Source organism: Psychrobacter sp. JB385 (assembly GCF_900163785.1).
Classification (GTDB): Bacteria; Pseudomonadota; Gammaproteobacteria; order Pseudomonadales; family Moraxellaceae; genus Psychrobacter.
This window is the reverse complement of sequence record NZ_FUKN01000001.1, coordinates 193,925-211,636: the sequence shown is the minus strand read 5'-3', so window position 1 is coordinate 211,636 and position 17,712 is coordinate 193,925. Positions and strand designations below refer to the sequence as shown.

14 protein-coding genes are annotated in these 17,712 nt (G+C 44.7%); 5 read left to right on the top strand and 9 right to left on the bottom strand.

The window, feature by feature from the left end; genetic code table 11:
- Positions 1 to 3 precede the first annotated feature (3 nt).
- From CZ794_RS00900 to CZ794_RS00890, 3 genes are all read right to left on the bottom strand, one after another.
- On the bottom strand, positions 4 to 1,002 hold the full coding sequence (locus CZ794_RS00900) for a hypothetical protein (protein ID WP_087039766.1): 999 nt from the start codon (positions 1,000 to 1,002) through the stop codon (positions 4 to 6).
- A gap of 72 nt (positions 1,003 to 1,074) precedes the next feature.
- Positions 1,075 to 1,914: an SDR family oxidoreductase gene (locus tag CZ794_RS00895; protein ID WP_087039765.1), complete on the bottom strand. Its 840-nt coding sequence runs from the start codon at positions 1,912 to 1,914 to the stop codon at positions 1,075 to 1,077.
- Between the two features lie 185 nt (positions 1,915 to 2,099).
- The gene (locus tag CZ794_RS00890) at positions 2,100 to 4,256 is read right to left on the bottom strand and encodes a DUF4105 domain-containing protein (protein WP_087039764.1); all 2,157 of its coding nucleotides are present in this window, start codon (positions 4,254 to 4,256) and stop codon (positions 2,100 to 2,102) included.
- Between the two features lie 228 nt (positions 4,257 to 4,484).
- On the opposite strand from CZ794_RS00890, the gene ampD reads away from it, so the two are divergent.
- The 3 genes from ampD to CZ794_RS00875 all read left to right on the top strand — a co-directional run bounded on the left by ampD (position 4,485) and on the right by CZ794_RS00875 (position 7,506).
- Positions 4,485 to 5,075, top strand: coding sequence for a 1,6-anhydro-N-acetylmuramyl-L-alanine amidase AmpD (gene ampD, locus CZ794_RS00885; RefSeq protein WP_087039763.1), 591 nt, complete (start codon positions 4,485 to 4,487; stop codon positions 5,073 to 5,075).
- A 145-nt stretch (positions 5,076 to 5,220) separates the two neighbouring features.
- Positions 5,221 to 6,771 (top strand): murein biosynthesis integral membrane protein MurJ, encoded by a 1,551-nt coding sequence (murJ, locus tag CZ794_RS00880; RefSeq protein ID WP_087039762.1) that lies wholly within the window; start codon positions 5,221 to 5,223, stop codon positions 6,769 to 6,771.
- Between the two features lie 120 nt (positions 6,772 to 6,891).
- Positions 6,892 to 7,506 carry a hypothetical protein gene (locus CZ794_RS00875; RefSeq protein WP_087039761.1) on the top strand — a complete coding sequence of 205 codons (615 nt, stop codon included), beginning with the start codon at positions 6,892 to 6,894 and terminating at the stop codon, positions 7,504 to 7,506.
- Here the strand turns inward: CZ794_RS00875 and CZ794_RS00870 are convergent.
- Positions 7,503 to 8,225 (bottom strand): GNAT family N-acetyltransferase, encoded by a 723-nt coding sequence (locus tag CZ794_RS00870; protein ID WP_087039760.1) that lies wholly within the window; start codon positions 8,223 to 8,225, stop codon positions 7,503 to 7,505. The genes CZ794_RS00875 and CZ794_RS00870 overlap by 4 nt on opposite strands.
- 264 nt (positions 8,226 to 8,489) lie before the next feature.
- Between CZ794_RS00870 and ribF the strand changes: the two genes are divergently transcribed.
- Complete coding sequence (gene ribF, locus CZ794_RS00865; RefSeq protein ID WP_087039759.1) at positions 8,490 to 9,524, top strand: riboflavin biosynthesis protein RibF; 1,035 nt, start codon at positions 8,490 to 8,492, stop codon at positions 9,522 to 9,524.
- A gap of 115 nt (positions 9,525 to 9,639) precedes the next feature.
- Here ribF and CZ794_RS00860 read toward each other — a convergent pair whose 3' ends face one another.
- The 4 genes from CZ794_RS00860 to CZ794_RS00845 form a co-directional block, all read right to left on the bottom strand.
- Positions 9,640 to 9,879, bottom strand: coding sequence for a DUF2789 domain-containing protein (locus tag CZ794_RS00860; protein ID WP_087039758.1), 240 nt, complete (start codon positions 9,877 to 9,879; stop codon positions 9,640 to 9,642).
- A gap of 231 nt (positions 9,880 to 10,110) precedes the next feature.
- On the bottom strand, positions 10,111 to 11,100 hold the full coding sequence (locus tag CZ794_RS00855; protein ID WP_179207211.1) for a malate dehydrogenase: 990 nt from the start codon (positions 11,098 to 11,100) through the stop codon (positions 10,111 to 10,113).
- A 484-nt stretch (positions 11,101 to 11,584) separates the two neighbouring features.
- Entirely contained in the window at positions 11,585 to 12,400 is an 816-nt protein-coding gene (locus CZ794_RS00850) for a hypothetical protein (RefSeq protein WP_256958805.1), read from the bottom strand.
- 353 nt (positions 12,401 to 12,753) lie between these two features.
- On the bottom strand, positions 12,754 to 14,907 hold the full coding sequence (locus CZ794_RS00845; protein WP_087039757.1) for a lytic transglycosylase domain-containing protein: 2,154 nt from the start codon (positions 14,905 to 14,907) through the stop codon (positions 12,754 to 12,756).
- A 344-nt stretch (positions 14,908 to 15,251) separates the two neighbouring features.
- Here CZ794_RS00845 and miaB point away from each other — a divergent pair, with 344 nt between their 5' ends.
- Entirely contained in the window at positions 15,252 to 16,745 is a 1,494-nt protein-coding gene (gene miaB / locus CZ794_RS00840) for a tRNA (N6-isopentenyl adenosine(37)-C2)-methylthiotransferase MiaB (RefSeq protein WP_087039756.1), read from the top strand.
- Between the two features lie 97 nt (positions 16,746 to 16,842).
- Here miaB and CZ794_RS00835 read toward each other — a convergent pair whose 3' ends face one another.
- Positions 16,843 to 17,682 (bottom strand): SDR family oxidoreductase, encoded by an 840-nt coding sequence (locus tag CZ794_RS00835; protein ID WP_087039755.1) that lies wholly within the window; start codon positions 17,680 to 17,682, stop codon positions 16,843 to 16,845.
- Between the last annotated feature and the right edge of the window lie 30 nt (positions 17,683 to 17,712).

Here is a 17,712-nt window from a genome sequence, read left to right as displayed (position 1 = left end):
TCATCAGCTTGACCAACCATTGATGTCATAATCTTGCATATTGGGATAACGAGTCAATAAGCCATTGCGCGATGACACATTGAAATAGCATTGACCATCCGCACTGACTTGTATCTCCCAGCCCAAATGATAGGCCGCAACAATAACGTGTCCTGCAAAAATTCTTATTTGGCGGTACGCATGACGCTGCGCAGGTTCAAGCGTGATTTGGCTAAGTACATAACTGCGTATATGTTGACACAGTTGTGCGGCGCTATAACGGTCATTGATAGTTTTACGCGTACCACATTGCTTTAAAGCATGGACGGCAGCGCTACAAGCCATAATGTCAGTCGCCAAACTGCCCTCACCCGTCTCAAATACTTGCGGCTGTAAAATGACTTGCCAATCATCTGCATAAAGGCTATTGAGCAGCTCATCTGGATTATAGCGTTTGGTCAGTGCTCGCAGCGAGGCTGAAGACCCTTTAACTTCATTATTATTGTTTGGATCAGTCATTTTGCCACTGTCAGCAGAGCCAAACCCATAACGGTGTAGTTTTGGATACGACCGAATTGCTTGCTGTATGTCGGACATATCCAACAAGGTCATGTCATGTAGAGGCGATAACAGTGGCTGCTCACTGTGATTTTGATAAAAACTGGCTGGCAAGGCGATAAGTTGCGCAGCCTCCAATAGTGATAAATGCTCAGACAACGCTTCTGAGGCAATCAATCCCCACTTTGATAGGCTATCTTCACTAGGCTGATAAAACCGTACCGAATGTCCATAAAGCCTACGTAACTGCTCATTGAGTCGGCGCGTTGGTTCTGGGATATCTGTTAACGGTCTGGCAGGATCAACGGGTGACTGAGCGGGATCAAAATTAGGATGTACAATCGCAGGCGAGCTATGATCGGATAAGCCATACAACTGCTCAGCATCACCTTCTGCACGCTTACTGCCTTCTGCAAGAAAGTCAGCATGAGGCACGCGGTTGTCAGACGTAGAAGGCTGAGTCATGAAATCTCTCTAAAAATAAAATTTAAAACGGGGCAAGTCAATCGCCCGTATTATGCCAAATTCGAACTTACTTTATGCTTGATGACGCAAAATATCACAGTATCCGACTTGCCAATCAGGATAGTCCAGCCACGCTAATGGAATGTTGCTGTGTAAGCGTTTTCCTGTGACGGCTGTTTTTGTCTTATCGATAGTAGGCGGTATTTCATCCACCTGTTTGCTGAGCCAAGTGGTCAGCTCAAACGTCGTGACTGGCCTATAATCAGTGGCGAGATAAATAGGTTTTGGTACATCGCACGTCAACACATTGGTAATAATAGTGACCAAATCACGATCCATAATACGATTGCTCCAGTGTTCTGCTGCTACTGGCTCTTTTTGTGACTCTTTGGCCTTACGCAAACGCATGAGACGCGCGCGTCCATAAATACCGCTGGGACGAATGATAATCGCTTTATTTCCAAAACCTTGTTGCAATACTTGTTCTGCTTGTAGAATAACTTTTGACGCGTCACGCTCAGGCGTCATGGGTACTGTATGTTCATCAATCCATTCGCCATTATCTTGTCCGTAAACGCCCGTTGACGAGATAAAAACAAGGCGCTCAAGCTCAGTAAGTGTCTCGCTAAGTTGTGCTAAATGCTGATTGATAGCCAAATAGCTCTTGTGATAGCCACTGGTAGAGTACTCATCAGGCGTCACAATAATCGCAATATGCGTAAAACCTTGTAATTGCTCAGCCGTAAGCGTTGCTGCGTTGGCTTGTATGAACATTGCTTTATCGCTCAAATCATACTGATGACGCTCACCACGTGCCAGCCCAGTGACGCATTCATTATTTTTAGCCAGTTCATTGGTCACTGGTAAGCCAATGTCACCTTGACCAATAATCAGAAAGTTTTGAGTGCTCATAACGCGTCCTTATCTTTGCCAAATATCTATAGTCAAATCCACGTAGAAGAGAATCAGCGAGACTGGGATAATTTTTTTGTAGCCCCTGTCTGCGCAGGCATAGCAAGCAAGAAAAATTTGTACCAGTCTCGCGTCATAATATCGTGTATCAACTTTATGTAGTATCGGCTATAAAAGCTGACTGTCTAAAAGTATCGTATATACGAGAGTTGTACATCGTCATTGGCAGCGACGCGATCTTGCCATTCATAGTTGGCATTCAGACGTAATGCTTGCTTTTTATCAATATCGTACTGTAAGCCCAACGTCGATATCGGTTGCCAGTAATGACCACGAACGTCAGCTTCATCGCTGCTGCCATGATACCAATATGGCAGTTGCAATTCAGCCTGCGCACGTAACTGATTGTTAATCTGGTAGCGGCATCCAGCATTGATACCTGTACCAACGCGAAAGCCGTTATTAAGACCTCGCCCTGTTTGCGCGGTTCCTGATAAGAAGGTATAGCAAAGCTGCGGTGGCATCTCACCTGTATTTGCTTTTGGTGTACCAAATGCCCAAGACCAACCGGACTCATAACCCACACTCGCCACCAAATGATCTGTGCCATCTTCTTGTGAGCCATCGTTGACACGTGTCGCCTCTATCGCAGCGCCCCATGTCTTACCTTTCTTAGCAGAATTGATAGGATTAAAAGAACGGCCTCGAATCAGAGTAAGGTTCTGTAAGACGACACTATTTGGCTGGGCGTTACGATTTGACGCGTTGTCGTCTTGATCGTATAAGCGCAAGGTGGCAGCAGCGCCTTCTAAATCAAAAAACTGCGGAAAACCTGATGGACGATCGAGGCTATCATGATAGCCTGCCCGCACACCAATATCGATATAGTTATTATCACCGCGTTGCCCCATACCCACATAACCAAGTTGCAACGGATGTCTGTCTATTGGGTTGTTGTCCGATACTGCAATGGAACGCGGTAGCAATGTCTGCTGATCACCGGACATACTTGACACTGGATTGAGCTGAGCTGATTTAATCTCATTGAGCGTTTGTTTTGCACTATTGTGATAACCCAGTTGATCACGCTGGTGCTTAACTTCATTGAGCTGGGCTTGACGTAACGTGCTATCGGCAGGGGTATAATTGGTACTGCCGAGTAGACTTTCTTTATTTAATAATTGCACCACATCTGATGGAACGACCACATAAGGCAGTTGACTCAATAAATGTTGCTGCGGTCGTACCACATCGATAAGACGTAAAATCTCAGACGCACAATTATCGGTAGCGAAATAATATGGCAGCTCCAAATCTTTGGTTTCCCAAACATGCCTGATGATTTGCTGCACCTCACTTGGTGTCAGGTTTAACTGATATGTCCAAGCATCACGCTCGTCATCTTGTATATATTTGGAAAATCTTTCAGGATAAGGATCTATTTCGATGATACTGTCATAGCCGCCGATCATAGATTTTACTGCATATACTGGAAAACTGTCTGCTGGGTTGCCGCCCACCGTATAATTGAGCGCATAAGCATGATGGATTTGACTTGGATCAGCCACACTTTCTTTTGAATCAATACGCAGTAAGGTATGAGCAAAAGCTGAGGTGGGATTGTCCAAATACTCTTGCGCAAACATAATCGACAGCTGCTGGGGGGCAAGTTTCTGTGTCCATTCGTCCAGCTCTGGACATTTAGCCGGTAAGCTTGCTTCATCAATGGCTAATACATTTTTTAACCAAGCGACTCGTGCGGGAAAACGACACGAGATGGAGCGGTTGGCTTGGGTGTTAGCTTGCTTCTCATTAATATTAATAGTAGAAGACAGGGTCAATTCTTGTGCAAGCGCGACCAGCATGGCATCTAATTCTGCCCCTGAATCTTGCTGACCACGCGCACTTAAAAAGAAGCTTGGGTCATCAATCAAGCTCTCTGTTTTCTTTTTGGCAAGCGCACGATTTTGATCATCATAAAAATACAATAAACGTCGCCATGTTGTATGCTGTTCCAGATTGTCTGTTTTCACCTGCGCACGCCACATAGTTAACAATGATTCTGCTGCGCTAGTGAGTGACTTTTGAGCGTCTGTCTGAACGTTGCTAGACAACGGAGCCATAGCCGTTGCAGCCATTACATTTTTTTGCGGTGCGGTTACTGACTCTGAGGTAGAGTTGTCCGCCAGCTCCCCTGTGGTCACTATTGATAACGGCGTCGGTAAAAAAGCTTGCGATTGGGCAGAAAGCAAAATCCCTGCGATAGCAACTGGCAAACGTGCTCGCTGACCAATTTTGGTTAAGGTACAATTTACCGACGAAGAGATAGGTTTTATAGACATGGGGTAAAACCTCGCACGTTATGATTCACACGCTGCTTGCGCAATTAGGGGGTTGGATAACTGTGTTTTTTGAATGGCTTGCTTGAACAAATCACTAATATAGCTATTTTGCAAACCGCTTCAAGCTTGACCATTTTAACCGCTAGATCCTGCTGAGCCTCTTATCCAACTCCATCAAATAAAAGCATCAATACGGTATTTTTTTACTACTTATTAAAAGAGAACGTTATGTCCTTAACATCACCAATGACAATTAGCGCTGGTCGATTATCAGCGGCCACTTGGCTTGCCTCACCGAACCACAACAACAGACCAGCAGAGATGAGCATTGATACCATTGTTATTCATAATATCAGTTTGCCGCCCAATGAGTTTGGGGCGTGCGATGCCAACGGCATGCATTACGTCAAGGCTTTGTTTACCAATCAATTAGACTGGACCGCTCACCCTTATTTTCAAACCATTCAAGGCGCAGAAGTATCGGCTCATCTATTTATTGAGCGTGATGGGACAATCACTCAGTTTGTAAGCTTTGAAGAACGAGCATGGCATGCGGGTAGATCAAGCTATCTTGGTCGACCTGAATGTAATAATTATAGCATCGGTATTGAACTTGAAGGGTCAGATTTTGTGTCCTTTACCAATGCACAATATGAGATGCTTGCCCAGATTATTTTGGCGATATATCAAGCCTACCCTAAAACACGGCGACACCTGACCGGTCATAGCGATATCGCACCAGGACGCAAAACAGATCCTGGTGATTATTTTGAATGGACACGGCTGCGTGATTTGATAGCCAAAAACTCGAATGAATAAATCCCAAACTGGGCGTTAATCATTTCCACACCCAATCCATTTATCTCGATTGTGAAAATGCTATAATTCGTCAGTTTTTTTACACAGCAACTCAGCACATCCCCTCTTACACAACCCTGTACACAACTTAGCAAGATAGGTTCTCATGGCAAAAAGTCGGTTATTTCGTTCAACCATGGTGGTCAGTAGCATGACCATGCTGTCTCGTATTTTAGGTCTGGTACGCGATGTCGTATTGCTAGGTGTCTTTGGCGCGGGTGGTCTGATGGATGCCTTTTTGGTTGCCTTCAAGATACCCAATTTTTTGCGACGTCTGTTTGCAGAAGGCGCTTTTAGCCAAGCTTTCGTTCCTGTCCTCTCAGAATATAAAGAAAAATACAACTTACAGCAGGTACAGATTTTGGTCAGTCGTACGTCGGGTGCGCTGCTACTGATTCTCTCCATGCTGACTGTGGTGGTCATTCTGATCGCGCCTTGGGTGGTGACTTTGTTTGCCCCAGGCTTTGCCGACCAGCCTGATAAGTTCGCTATTACCGCTGAATTGCTACGCTTAACCTTTCCTTACTTACTATTTATTTCTATGACCGCGTTTGCAAGCGGTATCTTGCAAAGCTATGGGCGTTTTGCCGCTCCAGCGTTTGCGCCTGTGCTATTGAACTTATGTATGATTGGTGGCGCGCTCATTTTCGCCCCTATGTTTGATATCCCCATTATGGCGCTTGGCTATGCTGTGGCTATTGCAGGTTTGCTCCAACTATTGATCCAACTACCGCAGCTATGGCAACAAAAACTGCTGGTTGCGCCAAAGGTGGATTTTCAGCATGAAGGCGTTCGCCGTATCCTAAAGCTTATGCTGCCTGCTATCTTTGGTGTCTCTGTCACTCAAATCAATTTAATGCTAAATACGATTTTTGCGTCATTGATGATTGGCGGCTCGGTTTCTTGGCTCTATGCAGCTGAGCGCATGAGTGAGTTACCATTGGGTTTGATTGGTGTGGCCATTGGTACCGTTATTTTGCCAAGTCTGTCCAAAAGTGAGGCTCAAAAAGACGATGTCAGCTTTAAGAAAACCATTGATTGGGCGGCGCGCTTAATCATATTGGTGGGTGTGCCTGCCTCGGCGGCGCTATTTATCCTATCAGATGTGCTGATGCAAGCCTTATTCTTGCGGGGTGAGTTTACTTTACGTGATGCACAAATGAGTTCATTGGCATTACGCAGTATGGCAGGTGGCATTCTAGGATTTATGCTGATAAAAATCTTTGCGCCTGCCTTTTTTGCGCGTCAAGATACCAGAACGCCTGTCAAAATCGGCATCATCTCTGTTTTTGCCAATATGATTTTTAGTGTCATCTTTATCGGTATTTTTTACTTTTTAGAGATGCCTTTACATGGCGGTTTGGCATTGGCAACCACAGGGGCGTCGTTTGTCAACGCAGGCTTACTGTATTACTTCTTGCACAAACGCGGAATCTTTCGCTTCGGTCCTCATTGGAAAAAACTATTTACGCAGTTTGCCATCTCAACGAGTGCCATGGTCGCTGTACTCTATGTCATGCTGCCCTTCTTTCCAACTGATGATGCCCAATGGCGACGTATCGCAGCGCTCATCATAATGTGTGCGGTGGGTGCGCTGGTTTATGGGGTGGTATTGTTATCGACAGGTTTCCGTCCGCGCCATCTCAAACACGGCTAATAGCGAATAGATCAACTAAATTACGAAACCAAAACAAGCTTAGTATGAGAATTGACACCTTATCAGGTAAATAATTGTCATAATCGAGTATTGATGTATAACTAACATTTGAGGTTCGATATGACAATGAAACCATTTGCTTTACAACGACTGCCAATGCTATGTGCGACTGGCATTTTAAGCACTGGATTACTTCTAAGTGGTTGTAGCAATAACGACAATGCTGAAACAGACAAGTCAGGTGCAGTGAGCGCTGCCGATGACGCTTCATCTACTGATACCTCAGAAGCAAGTACTACCCAAACGGATGAGATTGGTAAGGGTACGGCAGACAGTGAGTCAGTCGCCAATAACGCGACAGAGCAAACTATGTCTGAGGGTACTCAGCCGTTGACCGCTACTAATAAGCAAAAAAGTTTGGTCACCAATCCGACTCAAACGGGTACACCAGAGGATACCGTCAAGCAAGCACTAGACAGCTTGTATCAAGGTGATATAAAGAAATCTGCAGGATACTACAAAGTAGATATGGCAAACTTTGAAGAAGAGCTTGCCAAGACCCAATCGGCTTTTGAGCAAACAGTCGAGGGGGTTACCATTACTGATACTACTTATAATGAAGATAAGACTCGTGCCACCATCGTAGGTGAGCTGATGCTAAAGGGACAAAGTGAACCTGCCCCCTTAACTTATGAGTTACAAAAAATTGATGGTCAGTGGAAGATTTTGGGCTAAATGGTTTCGCTATTTGTGTCTGACATTGCCTTAGCGACTGTCACCGTATCTAAAATTGTATTCGCTGAAGTTATAGCTTCTGGCACTGCTGTATCTAGCATAACAGTGTTTGCGGTTTCCGTAATTGACTCTACGGCCTTGCCAAGCATAACCACATCGGCGATGAAGCCTTGCATGTCGCAAACCTTTGGCATGTATCCCCATTGCTCAAAACCAAGTTTTCGAAACAGTCCTAAGCTTGGTTGATTATGAGCAAATATCAAGGCAACAACATTATGAATACCAAGGCTTGGCGCTTGTGTGAGCATCCAACTTGTCAACGCACTACCCAGCCCTTGACCATGATTTGCTTTATTTAAGTAAATACTGATTTCGGTGCTGATATGATAAGCCGTACGAGCATAAAGATCGCTAAAACTTCCCCAAGCAACGATGGGTGATAGTGTTTTGGAGCCTATGTTATCACTGTCTTTTGTCTCAGCTCTAACGATATAAATAGGACGCGTTGCACTGTTTAAATGCTCTTCAAACCACTGCATACGCTCTTCACAAGTCACTGGTTCAAGATTAGCGGTGGCTTGTTTGCCAGCAATACTTTGATTATAGACAGCTAAGATTTCTGCTAAATCGTCTTTACTTGCGCGCTGGACGACAAAAGGCTCGTTTGGCTTATCCATTGATAATTTAGAAGGTTGAGTGCTCAAAGCAACATTGGACATAATATCTCCAGAATGAATGGCATTATTTATCATTACTTACTAAATACGGCTAATTTATCCTCACAGTCATCACAAGAGCGACTCATTATTTTGAGACCATGAGAGTGATATTCTCATACTTATCTGGTAAATAGACTATGGGATGTTAGTATGGTCATTTTACTTTATAATGGCTGGCTTTAGACACATCAATACTTAGTCCGGTTGTATTACTTGGTCTGATTGTGTTTTTTATCTGGTCTTATCTATCATAGCTGAAAATTTATGAACACCTATTTTCTTGAGCAACTGATTGCGTCGCCAAGTGTTTTGCCTGCAAATACTAGCCCAGTAGACCTTGCGCCCTGCGTACTTACTATCGGCAACTTCGATGGTGTTCATCTTGGTCACCAAGCGATGCTAAACCAAATTCGTGACATTGCCGATGCGCAAAATCTTGGCGCAGCAGTCATGATATTTGAGCCACAACCGCGCGAATTTTTTGCCCCGCACACAGCACCTGCCCGCCTAACCAGCCTTGCAGAAAAGCAAGCATTGCTCGCAGAATACGGGGTAGAAACCTTAATCGTAGCAGGCTTTGATACTGACTTTCGCTCGCTATCCGCGCAAGCGTTTGCCGATATTTTGGCACTGCGTTTGAACGTTAAAGCACTGGTATTGGGCGATGATTTTCGCTTCGGTCATGATCGAACAGGTGACAGCCAGTTTTTACGCGATTATGGCTTGCATGTGACTAACTTACATACGATCACGGATGTCGATGGCAAAGCGGCGCGTATTAGCTCTACTCGTGTTCGTGATCTGTTGTTGGCAGGTGATTTAAAGGCGGCCAATGCCTTGTTGGGGCGCGAATATAGCATTACAGGACTGGTCGTTGGTGGCGATAAAATAGGTCGTACCATGAACTTCCCTACTGCCAATATTGAGCTTGACCGTATAAAACCTGCTTTGCATGGTATCTTTGCTGTCGATGTTGTCAGCCTTGATGACAAAGGACAAGTAATTCCTGATGGCTTAATCATATCAGCGGATACCGGTAAAACAGGCGTTGCTGGATTACGCCCAAACAGCTTATTTGGTACCGCCAATATTGGTACCAGACCTTCTGTCGACAAAGCGCTTAACTGGCGTCTTGAAGTGCATTTCCCAGAGTTACAAGCAGACTTATATGGCTTGACTTTGCAGGTACGCTTCCTCCATTATTTACATGGCGAGCGCCACTATGATGGCCTCGATGCACTCAAAGCGGGTATCCAGCAAGATGTGGTCGATTTACTTAAATGGCGCTCACAGCAATAACGCTGCTTAAATAACTCTTGAACCAATTTATAATAAGCATTTATCTTATATCCATTAAAAAACCCACCGCTTAGATAGCGTGTGGGTTTTTTAATAACTGACTGATCGATTGGTTTTAGACGTCTGGGTGCATACGTACGTTCAACTCATCGATAGTCTCTACCCATGCAGCATCTTTATTCCACTCTTCCTTTAAAAAAGCGCGTTGATTGTCATTCCAAATGGTCGACTCTATCAATTCTTCTTCTTTTGCTAATTGGTTTTTTTCGATAAAGCTATCAATAGCCTCGTCAGAGCTTTCCAATCCTAATTGTGCAAACAATTCGTTCATACTATATTCAGGTTCACCCAACATATCTTTCTCCTTAGATGGCACAGGGTTAACAGTGCTTATTATTAAAATGACCTCATTGATTGTAGCAAGCTTTGTCTTAAAAGCTGTTAACCAACGTTCATTTAAGGTTATCAATTGTGTTCAATACAAAAATCTTTATAGCCCTGAAAATATCAGTCGCTGTGCATCAAACAAACGTAAAAAAGCCCTCAGATGTCAGAGGGCTTTTTATATTTGTTACGCGTTATCTACTTATGGAAGTAGGTGTGCTACGGCATCACGCTCTTCGCTAAGCTCTTGCTCAGTGGCTTTCATTTTCTCTTTTGAGAAATCTGATGACACATCAACGCCATCTACGATAGACCAATCACCATTGCTACAAGTGCAAGGGAATGAATAAATCAAACCTTCCGCGATACCATATTCGCCGTTTGAGTAAACGCCCATAGATACCCAATCATTTTCATCAGTACCTAGTGCCCACGTACGCATATGTGCGATAGCAGCGTTAGCAGCAGAAGCGGCAGATGACGCACCACGGGCTTTAATAATTGCTGCACCGCGCTGTTGTACGTCTGGGATATAAGTGTTTTCGTACCAGTCGCGATCCACTAGATCCAGTGCAGGCTTTCCGTTAACCGTACAAGCAGTTAAGTCTGGATACTGAGTAGATGAGTGGTTGCCCCAGATTGTCATTTTTTTAACATCGTTGACAGTGCTGTCGGTTTTTTCAGCCAATTGAGCCATTGCACGGTTATGATCCAAGCGAGTCATTGCCGTGAAATTACGTGGATCAAGATCTGGTGCATTGCGCTGAGCGATTAATGCGTTGGTGTTTGCAGGGTTACCCACCACCAATACTTTTACGTCGCGGCTTGCCACATCATTCAATGCTTTACCTTGAGCTGAGAAGATTGCAGCGTTGGCTTCTAGCAAATCTTTACGCTCCATACCTGGGCCACGAGGACGTGCGCCAACAAGCAATGCATAATCGATATCTTTGAATGCAACAGTCGCATCATCAGTTTGAACAACACCTGCCAACAATGGGAAAGCACAATCTTCCAATTCCATAACCACACCCTTTAGGGCGTCAAGAGCTGGTGTGATTTCAAGCAATTGCAAAATAACTGGCTGATCTTTACCTAGCATCTCGCCAGATGCAATACGAAATAGCATCGCGTAGCTGATATTACCAGCGGCACCAGTGACGGCAACACGTAAAGGCTGTTTCATTGACATGGAATACTCCCTAATTATGATTATAGAATGTGCGATTATCACTTTAGACATCGACTTGTTTGCTGCATAGTGGCAGCCATAAACCGAGAGCTAGTGTAGCACTTCGTTCAGCAAATCGTCTAGAGACAATCAGAGACCTACCACTGATTATATTGTTACAATATATACGAGAAGAATATGATATCAATCAAAGAGTTGGCGCCAAAGGGCTAGAAAGAAGAGTAGAAAAAGCCCTTTATGAGGGTAATGTTGCTTGATATATAGTCAATCCAATATAAAGTAAATACAGTGCTACCAGCATCATGTTTTCTTGTTTACTATGCCTTCGCAGACAGAGACTACAAAAATATATCATTGGCAGTCCATTATTATTGTGCTTTTTTATTTAGAATTGACTACAAAATTCGGATATATACCAAGAAACATAAGAGAAGACAGTCAAAAAAATATTGAGAATGGCAAGATTATAATCACATTGATAAAACTATTTGCCACCTGAAATAACAAACTTGCTACCGCAGTTGTCCACCACATTTTGACACGTACCAAAGTCATTGCCATCGTAGCAAACATGAATATCGGTCAAGGTTAACTGGCGGCGACTACCTGCCTGGCAAATCAAGTCAATGCTAGCAGCGGACATACCACTATTGAGGCGAGTCATTTGACTGATAAAGCGCGATTTAGAAACGGTATAACTGTTGCCAGTGTTCAACTCAGAAGGCAGTTTTAGCGCACCTGCATAGTTGGTTATTTGGCGAAAATAACTGCTGGCACTAAGTGGACTACAAACACCATAACGTTGCCATGCTTGGCTGCGTACGGTGGTATCAGGCATCACACGATTGACTACTTTTAACTGTAATGGCGTCAGACGAGGCTCACTACCCCGCCCGCAACGCTCTCCATAACCCATATCTAGACCGGACACATTGAGTGAATATCCTTCAAGACACTGACGCATGCGAGCGCGTGTCGGCTGAATACTACAAAGGGCGGGCGTCATTTCAATCATCAACACACGCTGTCCTGTTTTTACTGCGCTAGCCGCTTGTGCTGGCAGAAGCATCATACCTTGTAGTATAAAAAATACGCCAATACTTGCCGTCGTCTGAAGGTTGCCAAGTATCCGCTTATTTATCACCTGCTTATGATATTGACTGATGCGTTCAAAGGTAGATTGCGCTATCAGCTGGTCTTGGTTTTTTGTCTTATCTATTGGCGAATGTGCCTGCATCTGAGTAGATGAACGAAGACCGATTTTTGATACTGTGCACAGATTAAAATATTTTTTGATCATAAGGGCTGAAGGCATCTAGCAATGATAAGACAAAGACTATCGCTTAGGTCATAGCATCTACACTATCAATGCATATACACCAAGCTTATAGCTAACAAAAAATACGGCTACCCTTTTATGGGTATAGATTGATGCAATGGTAACAAACCGTTTTTTTTATTCTATAGCAGAAACGTAAACAGTCGCTAAATATGGGAGAAGGTATAAATTATTTAAACTGTTCCATCAAGTCCAGTATCCTATTTATCAGCGCATATTAAACGTTTATGTGTACACATAAAGAATCCATCAACGAACGCTCGTTGATGGATTTTTTGATTGATACAAAGCTACTTTAACAAGGTATGAGCGTGTTAATACGAAGCAGGCACCGTACCCATGCGCTGACTAATGGGCTGACCATTACCCAAGAGACTGCTATAAATAGTGGCATTCTCCATCACATGCTTTACGTAATTGCGAGTTTCAGGGAACGCAATCGTCTCAACGTATTGATCCGCAGCCAATGAGCCATACTCAGGCTGCCAGCGCTTGGCATTATTGGGTCCTGCATTATAGCCTGCCGTCGCCAATACAGGTTGACGGCTCAACTTACCAAAAATATCACCCATATACCACGTACCATAACGGATGTTGGTGTCACCACTATTGGCGCGACTGGCACTATACGTTTCACCCAAATTGCGAGCAATATATTTTGCTGTGTCAGGCATGACTTGCATCAGACCACTAGCACCGACGTTTGAGCGCGCTGAGGTCACAAAACGACTCTCTTGGCGCATGATGCCATAAGCCCATGCTGGATCAATACCCGCAGACTGGCTATAACGCACGACTGCATCTTGATGCGGCATCGGGTGAGACAAGGCCAAGCTATCAACGCTATTCGTGTTATCAATGGCATAAATTGCACGGTCAAGCCAGCCCATATCATAGGCTTGACGAGCCGCCGCAATCAATAAGTTGTCATCACGCTTGTCTCGTGCCTGCTTCACCGCCCAGTTCCATTCACGATTGGCATAGGCGCGGCTAACGTCAGCATTATACAAGGCAAAAGCACGAGCAAAGTGCGCATCTTGCATAACACGCGCACGGTCGGCAGGGCTGACGTTTGGTAAGTTATTACCGCCCAAGCGACTGGCATCAAAACGTTGGCCGATCTTATCTTTTGCCATTAGCCCATAGTAATCATTGCCTTTTGCGATGTTCTGATACATCTTTTTGGCAGTATTGCGTTTGCTACTATTGCTTGATTGCTCATAAGCACGGGCGAGCCAATATTGCCATTGACTTTGTTTTTGCGTTTCAGCATCCATTTTAGATATGGCTTCGACCACATCATCCCAGCGACTAAAACGAATCGCGGCCTGAGCGTAGTCTTCTGCTTCTTCAAAGTTAAAGTCTTCGTCCAAGCTATTACGGAACCAATCAACCGCCTCAACATTAAAGCCATCATCGGTATTATAATTCATACGCTTGACACCAATGATGCGATAAGCATAACGGCGCGTGTCATCATTCAACAGTCTGGCCGAACGCTGATTGTCTTGTTTGATATCAAAATCCAATTGCATCGCGGCTTCACGATAAGACTTGTCAGCCAAACGCCCAAGCGCATAGAGATATAAATACTGGTTGGCTTGGCTAGCAGGTTCGCGACCAAAACGGCTAAAATAAGACGATGGGTTCAGTTGAATTTCACTCAATGCCGAGTAAGCAATTGGCGTACCAAGGCGCGATGACAATGCCATGATGTCCCCTGTCTTGCCGATACGCAGCATACGCTTAAGACGAGCGGCTCTATCTTGATTGCTAATCAGTGCGTTATTATTCATCTCCATGGCCAACTGGTCGCATAGAGCGGGCTGCTTTTTGGTGGTAAGCCACACTTCTGACTTAGCAGCCATAGCGCGCATGGTATCACCGCCATTATTGAACCCAAGCCCCACAGCACAGCGCTCACTGGCATCAGCATTGGTGATCAAATTGGCCACTTGACGTACCGAAGCATAGTCATTGGATCCCGCTTTGGTCTCGGCAAAATCAGCAACCAGTTTTTCTGCCATCACTGTATCTGGGTATTGACGCACAAACTGCGAAACGGCAGCTGAGCTTTGCGAATTGAGGTCTTGGTTCATGCGCCAGTACGTCGGATACATGGCAAACAAACCACCACTCATTTGTTGTTCATAACCATAGAGCGCATTAACATCACCACGATCGGCTGCAATCGCTGCGGCTGTGAATGAGCTCACGCCATTGTCTTGTTGATATCCAGTATTTTGCTGATAGCTTTCTGATTGATAACTGGTTTCTGGTTGGTAGGTTTCTTCATCACCCCATGTCAGCTCTGCACAAGCCACCTGTGACAATCCGAGTGTGCTCATTGCGGTTGCCAAGCTCAGTGCGCTGAAACGCAATGTACTTACGTTGAGACGCTTTGAACGATCCTTTTGATGGGTAAATTCTCTATCCTTGATGCCATAAGCAACGTGCAACTTCGTCATATTGTCTCTCTTTATTATATCTCTACAATGTGTAAACGGTGATTTGCCAGATACCGCTATGGTGATGATACTCATCATACTATACTCGTTGCACTTGCAACCATCACCTTTACCTTTTGTTAATAAATACGATAGCGCGGTGTAACATAGAAGTGATAGCGGAGACGATTTTTGCCAGAAGCGTTATAAAGGTCAGTAAACAATTGATACTGTTATCATTAATCAATCACATTGATGGCCAATTGCGCACGCTAATTTTTCACATTGGTAGAGGGTTGTGATAAAATACGCCACTTGTTAATCCGTCATCTCGCTATATTTTAGTTAATTATGGACTTACCCTTATGAGTGTTACTGTATTTAATCCCCGCATTAATGACGCCGCTGTTGCTAACACAACTGCTGCTGCGCCAGCTGCCACTGCACTCAAAGAAGCAAGTTCAGCCCAATCGCCTGTCACGCAAACGACCACCAAAAAAGTCTTTGTGACGACTCAAGGTTGCCAGATGAATGTTTATGACTCTGGTAAAATGCTTGATGTGCTTGGTGACTCGCACGGCATGGAAGTGACGCACAACATTGATGAAGCCGACGTTCTGTTGATGAATACCTGCTCTATTCGTGAAAAAGCACAAGAAAAAGTCTTTTCAGAATTGGGTCGCTGGCGCAAACTTAAAGAAAAGCGCCCTGATCTTGTGATTGGTGTTGGTGGCTGCGTGGCATCGCAAGAAGGCGACAATATTCAAAAACGCGCGCCTTATGTCGATATGGTTTTTGGTCCACAAACCCTACATCGCCTACCAGAGTTGTACGACCAATCCAATGAGCAGCGTAATATCTCGCCAAAGAACCGTATTGGCACGATTGATGTGTCTTTCCCAAGCATCGAAAAATTCGACTTTTTGCCAGAGCCAAGAGTAGAAGGTTATAAGGCCTTTGTTTCCATCATGGAAGGCTGCTCAAAATACTGCTCGTTTTGTGTGGTGCCTTATACCCGCGGTGAAGAATTGTCGCGTCCGCTTGATGACGTCTTGGCTGAGATTGACAGCCTTGCTGCTCAAGGTATCCGTGAAATCAACCTATTGGGTCAGAACGTCAATGGCTATCGCGGCGAAAAAGACGATGGCAGTATTTGCCGTTTCGCTGAGCTGTTGCATTATGTCTCGCACGTCGATGGTGTTGAGCGTATTCGTTATACCACCAGCCACCCGCTTGAATTCACCGACGACATCATTGACGCTTATGCCCAGCTGCCAGAGCTGGTATCGCATTTGCATCTACCTGTTCAGAGTGGCTCAAACGCAATCTTAGCGGCGATGAAGCGCAACCACACCATTGATGTTTATATCGATCAGATCAATAAATTGAAAGCCATTCGTCCAAATATTCATTTGTCGAGCGACTTTATCATTGGTTTCCCAGGCGAGACGGAACAAGACTTCCAAGATACGTTGAACTTGGCAAAAGAATTGAACTTCGATCACTCATACAGCTTTATCTACTCTAAGCGTCCGGGCACGCCAGCGGCAGAGCTGCCGGATGATGTGAGCTTCACCACCAAAAAAGCGCGTTTGGCTGAGTTCCAAAAAGTCATTGTCGACTCAACGCTTGCCAAAACGCATGAGATGGTCGGCACCACGACTCGCGTCTTGGTTGAACAAATTGCTAATCGTCACCCTGACTGCCTAATCGGTACAGCGGATAATACGCGTACGGTCATGTTCCCTTATGACGAAGACAAAATGAATGAGTTACTTGGTAAAATTGTCAGCGTGCGCGTCACCGATTTTGTCAGCCCGCATATGGTAAAAGGCGAGCTGATCGAAGTATTAGCGTAATCATTGAAAGACCATTCTAAGCAAATAAAAAAAGCCGTTCACCATCATTGTGAGCGGCCTTTTTTTGTTAAGGTTTACAAACCATACTGCATCAATCTTATTGGGTCGGAGCAGCCGTACTACCTGCCAAAATACCACCATCAATTGTCAGCTCAGTGCCTGTCACATATTTTGACTCATCACTTGCCAAATAGAGCGCGGCATAAGCCACATCCATAACGTCCCCCATGTAACCGAGCGGGATATCTTTGCTGATCGCTTTGATGGCCTCTTCTCGTGCGTCGCCCTCGCCCAACATTGCATCCCACATCGGGGTATAGATAGCAGCAGGGTGAATGGAGTTGCAGCGAATACCGTAGCTATTTTGTGCACAGTATAAGGCGACGGATTTGCTGTGGTTTCGAACTCCAGCCTTGCTTGACGCATAAGCGGTGGCTAATGGAATACCGACCATACCTGATCGTGAGGAGATATTAACGATACTTGCGTTACTGCCTTTCTGCGTTGGGCGATTTTTCATCAATGCGATGGCCGTTTTGCAACCTAATGCCACGCCATCGAGATTGACTTGATGCACCTTATGCCAACTTGCCATGTCCAAGTGTTCAGGATCATGCGCGCCTGAAGTTTCTAAAAATCCAGTAATGCCCGCATTATTGACCAAAATATCTAAGCGATGATAGTGCTGTGTAATATACTCCGCCGCATTTTTCCAATCATCTTCGCTTGAGACATCCAGATGTATGTATTCTGCGGGCTTTGACTCACGCCATTGTTGACGGGTGATATTGATCTCATCACAAGCGCACTGGCCTTTTTCATCATTAATATCACTGAATATGACGGTGGCGCCTTCTTTGAGAAAAAGTTCGGCAATCGCCTTGCCAATGCCTTGTGCTGCACCCGTGACCAGTGCCACTTTATTAAGCAGTCTCATAAAATCCTACTTTACGTTTTTTTAATACTT

Bases quoted from the DNA above. Each gene is read 5' to 3' on its own strand.
- CZ794_RS00900 (WP_087039766.1), bottom strand. From the start codon at position 1,002: ATGACTCAGCCTTCTACGTCTGACAACCGCGTGCCTCATGCTGACTTT.
- CZ794_RS00895 (WP_087039765.1), bottom strand. From the start codon at position 1,914: ATGAGCACTCAAAACTTTCTGATTATTGGTCAAGGTGACATTGGCTTA.
- CZ794_RS00890 (WP_087039764.1), bottom strand. From the start codon at position 4,256: ATGTCTATAAAACCTATCTCTTCGTCGGTAAATTGTACCTTAACCAAA.
- ampD (WP_087039763.1), top strand. From the start codon at position 4,485: ATGTCCTTAACATCACCAATGACAATTAGCGCTGGTCGATTATCAGCG.
- murJ (WP_087039762.1), top strand. From the start codon at position 5,221: ATGGCAAAAAGTCGGTTATTTCGTTCAACCATGGTGGTCAGTAGCATG.
- CZ794_RS00875 (WP_087039761.1), top strand. From the start codon at position 6,892: ATGACAATGAAACCATTTGCTTTACAACGACTGCCAATGCTATGTGCG.
- CZ794_RS00870 (WP_087039760.1), bottom strand. From the start codon at position 8,225: ATGTCCAATGTTGCTTTGAGCACTCAACCTTCTAAATTATCAATGGAT.
- ribF (WP_087039759.1), top strand. From the start codon at position 8,490: ATGAACACCTATTTTCTTGAGCAACTGATTGCGTCGCCAAGTGTTTTG.
- CZ794_RS00860 (WP_087039758.1), bottom strand. From the start codon at position 9,879: ATGTTGGGTGAACCTGAATATAGTATGAACGAATTGTTTGCACAATTA.
- CZ794_RS00855 (WP_179207211.1), bottom strand. From the start codon at position 11,100: ATGTCAATGAAACAGCCTTTACGTGTTGCCGTCACTGGTGCCGCTGGT.
- CZ794_RS00850 (WP_256958805.1), bottom strand. From the start codon at position 12,400: ATGATCAAAAAATATTTTAATCTGTGCACAGTATCAAAAATCGGTCTT.
- CZ794_RS00845 (WP_087039757.1), bottom strand. From the start codon at position 14,907: ATGACGAAGTTGCACGTTGCTTATGGCATCAAGGATAGAGAATTTACC.
- miaB (WP_087039756.1), top strand. From the start codon at position 15,252: ATGAGTGTTACTGTATTTAATCCCCGCATTAATGACGCCGCTGTTGCT.
- CZ794_RS00835 (WP_087039755.1), bottom strand. From the start codon at position 17,682: ATGAGACTGCTTAATAAAGTGGCACTGGTCACGGGTGCAGCACAAGGC.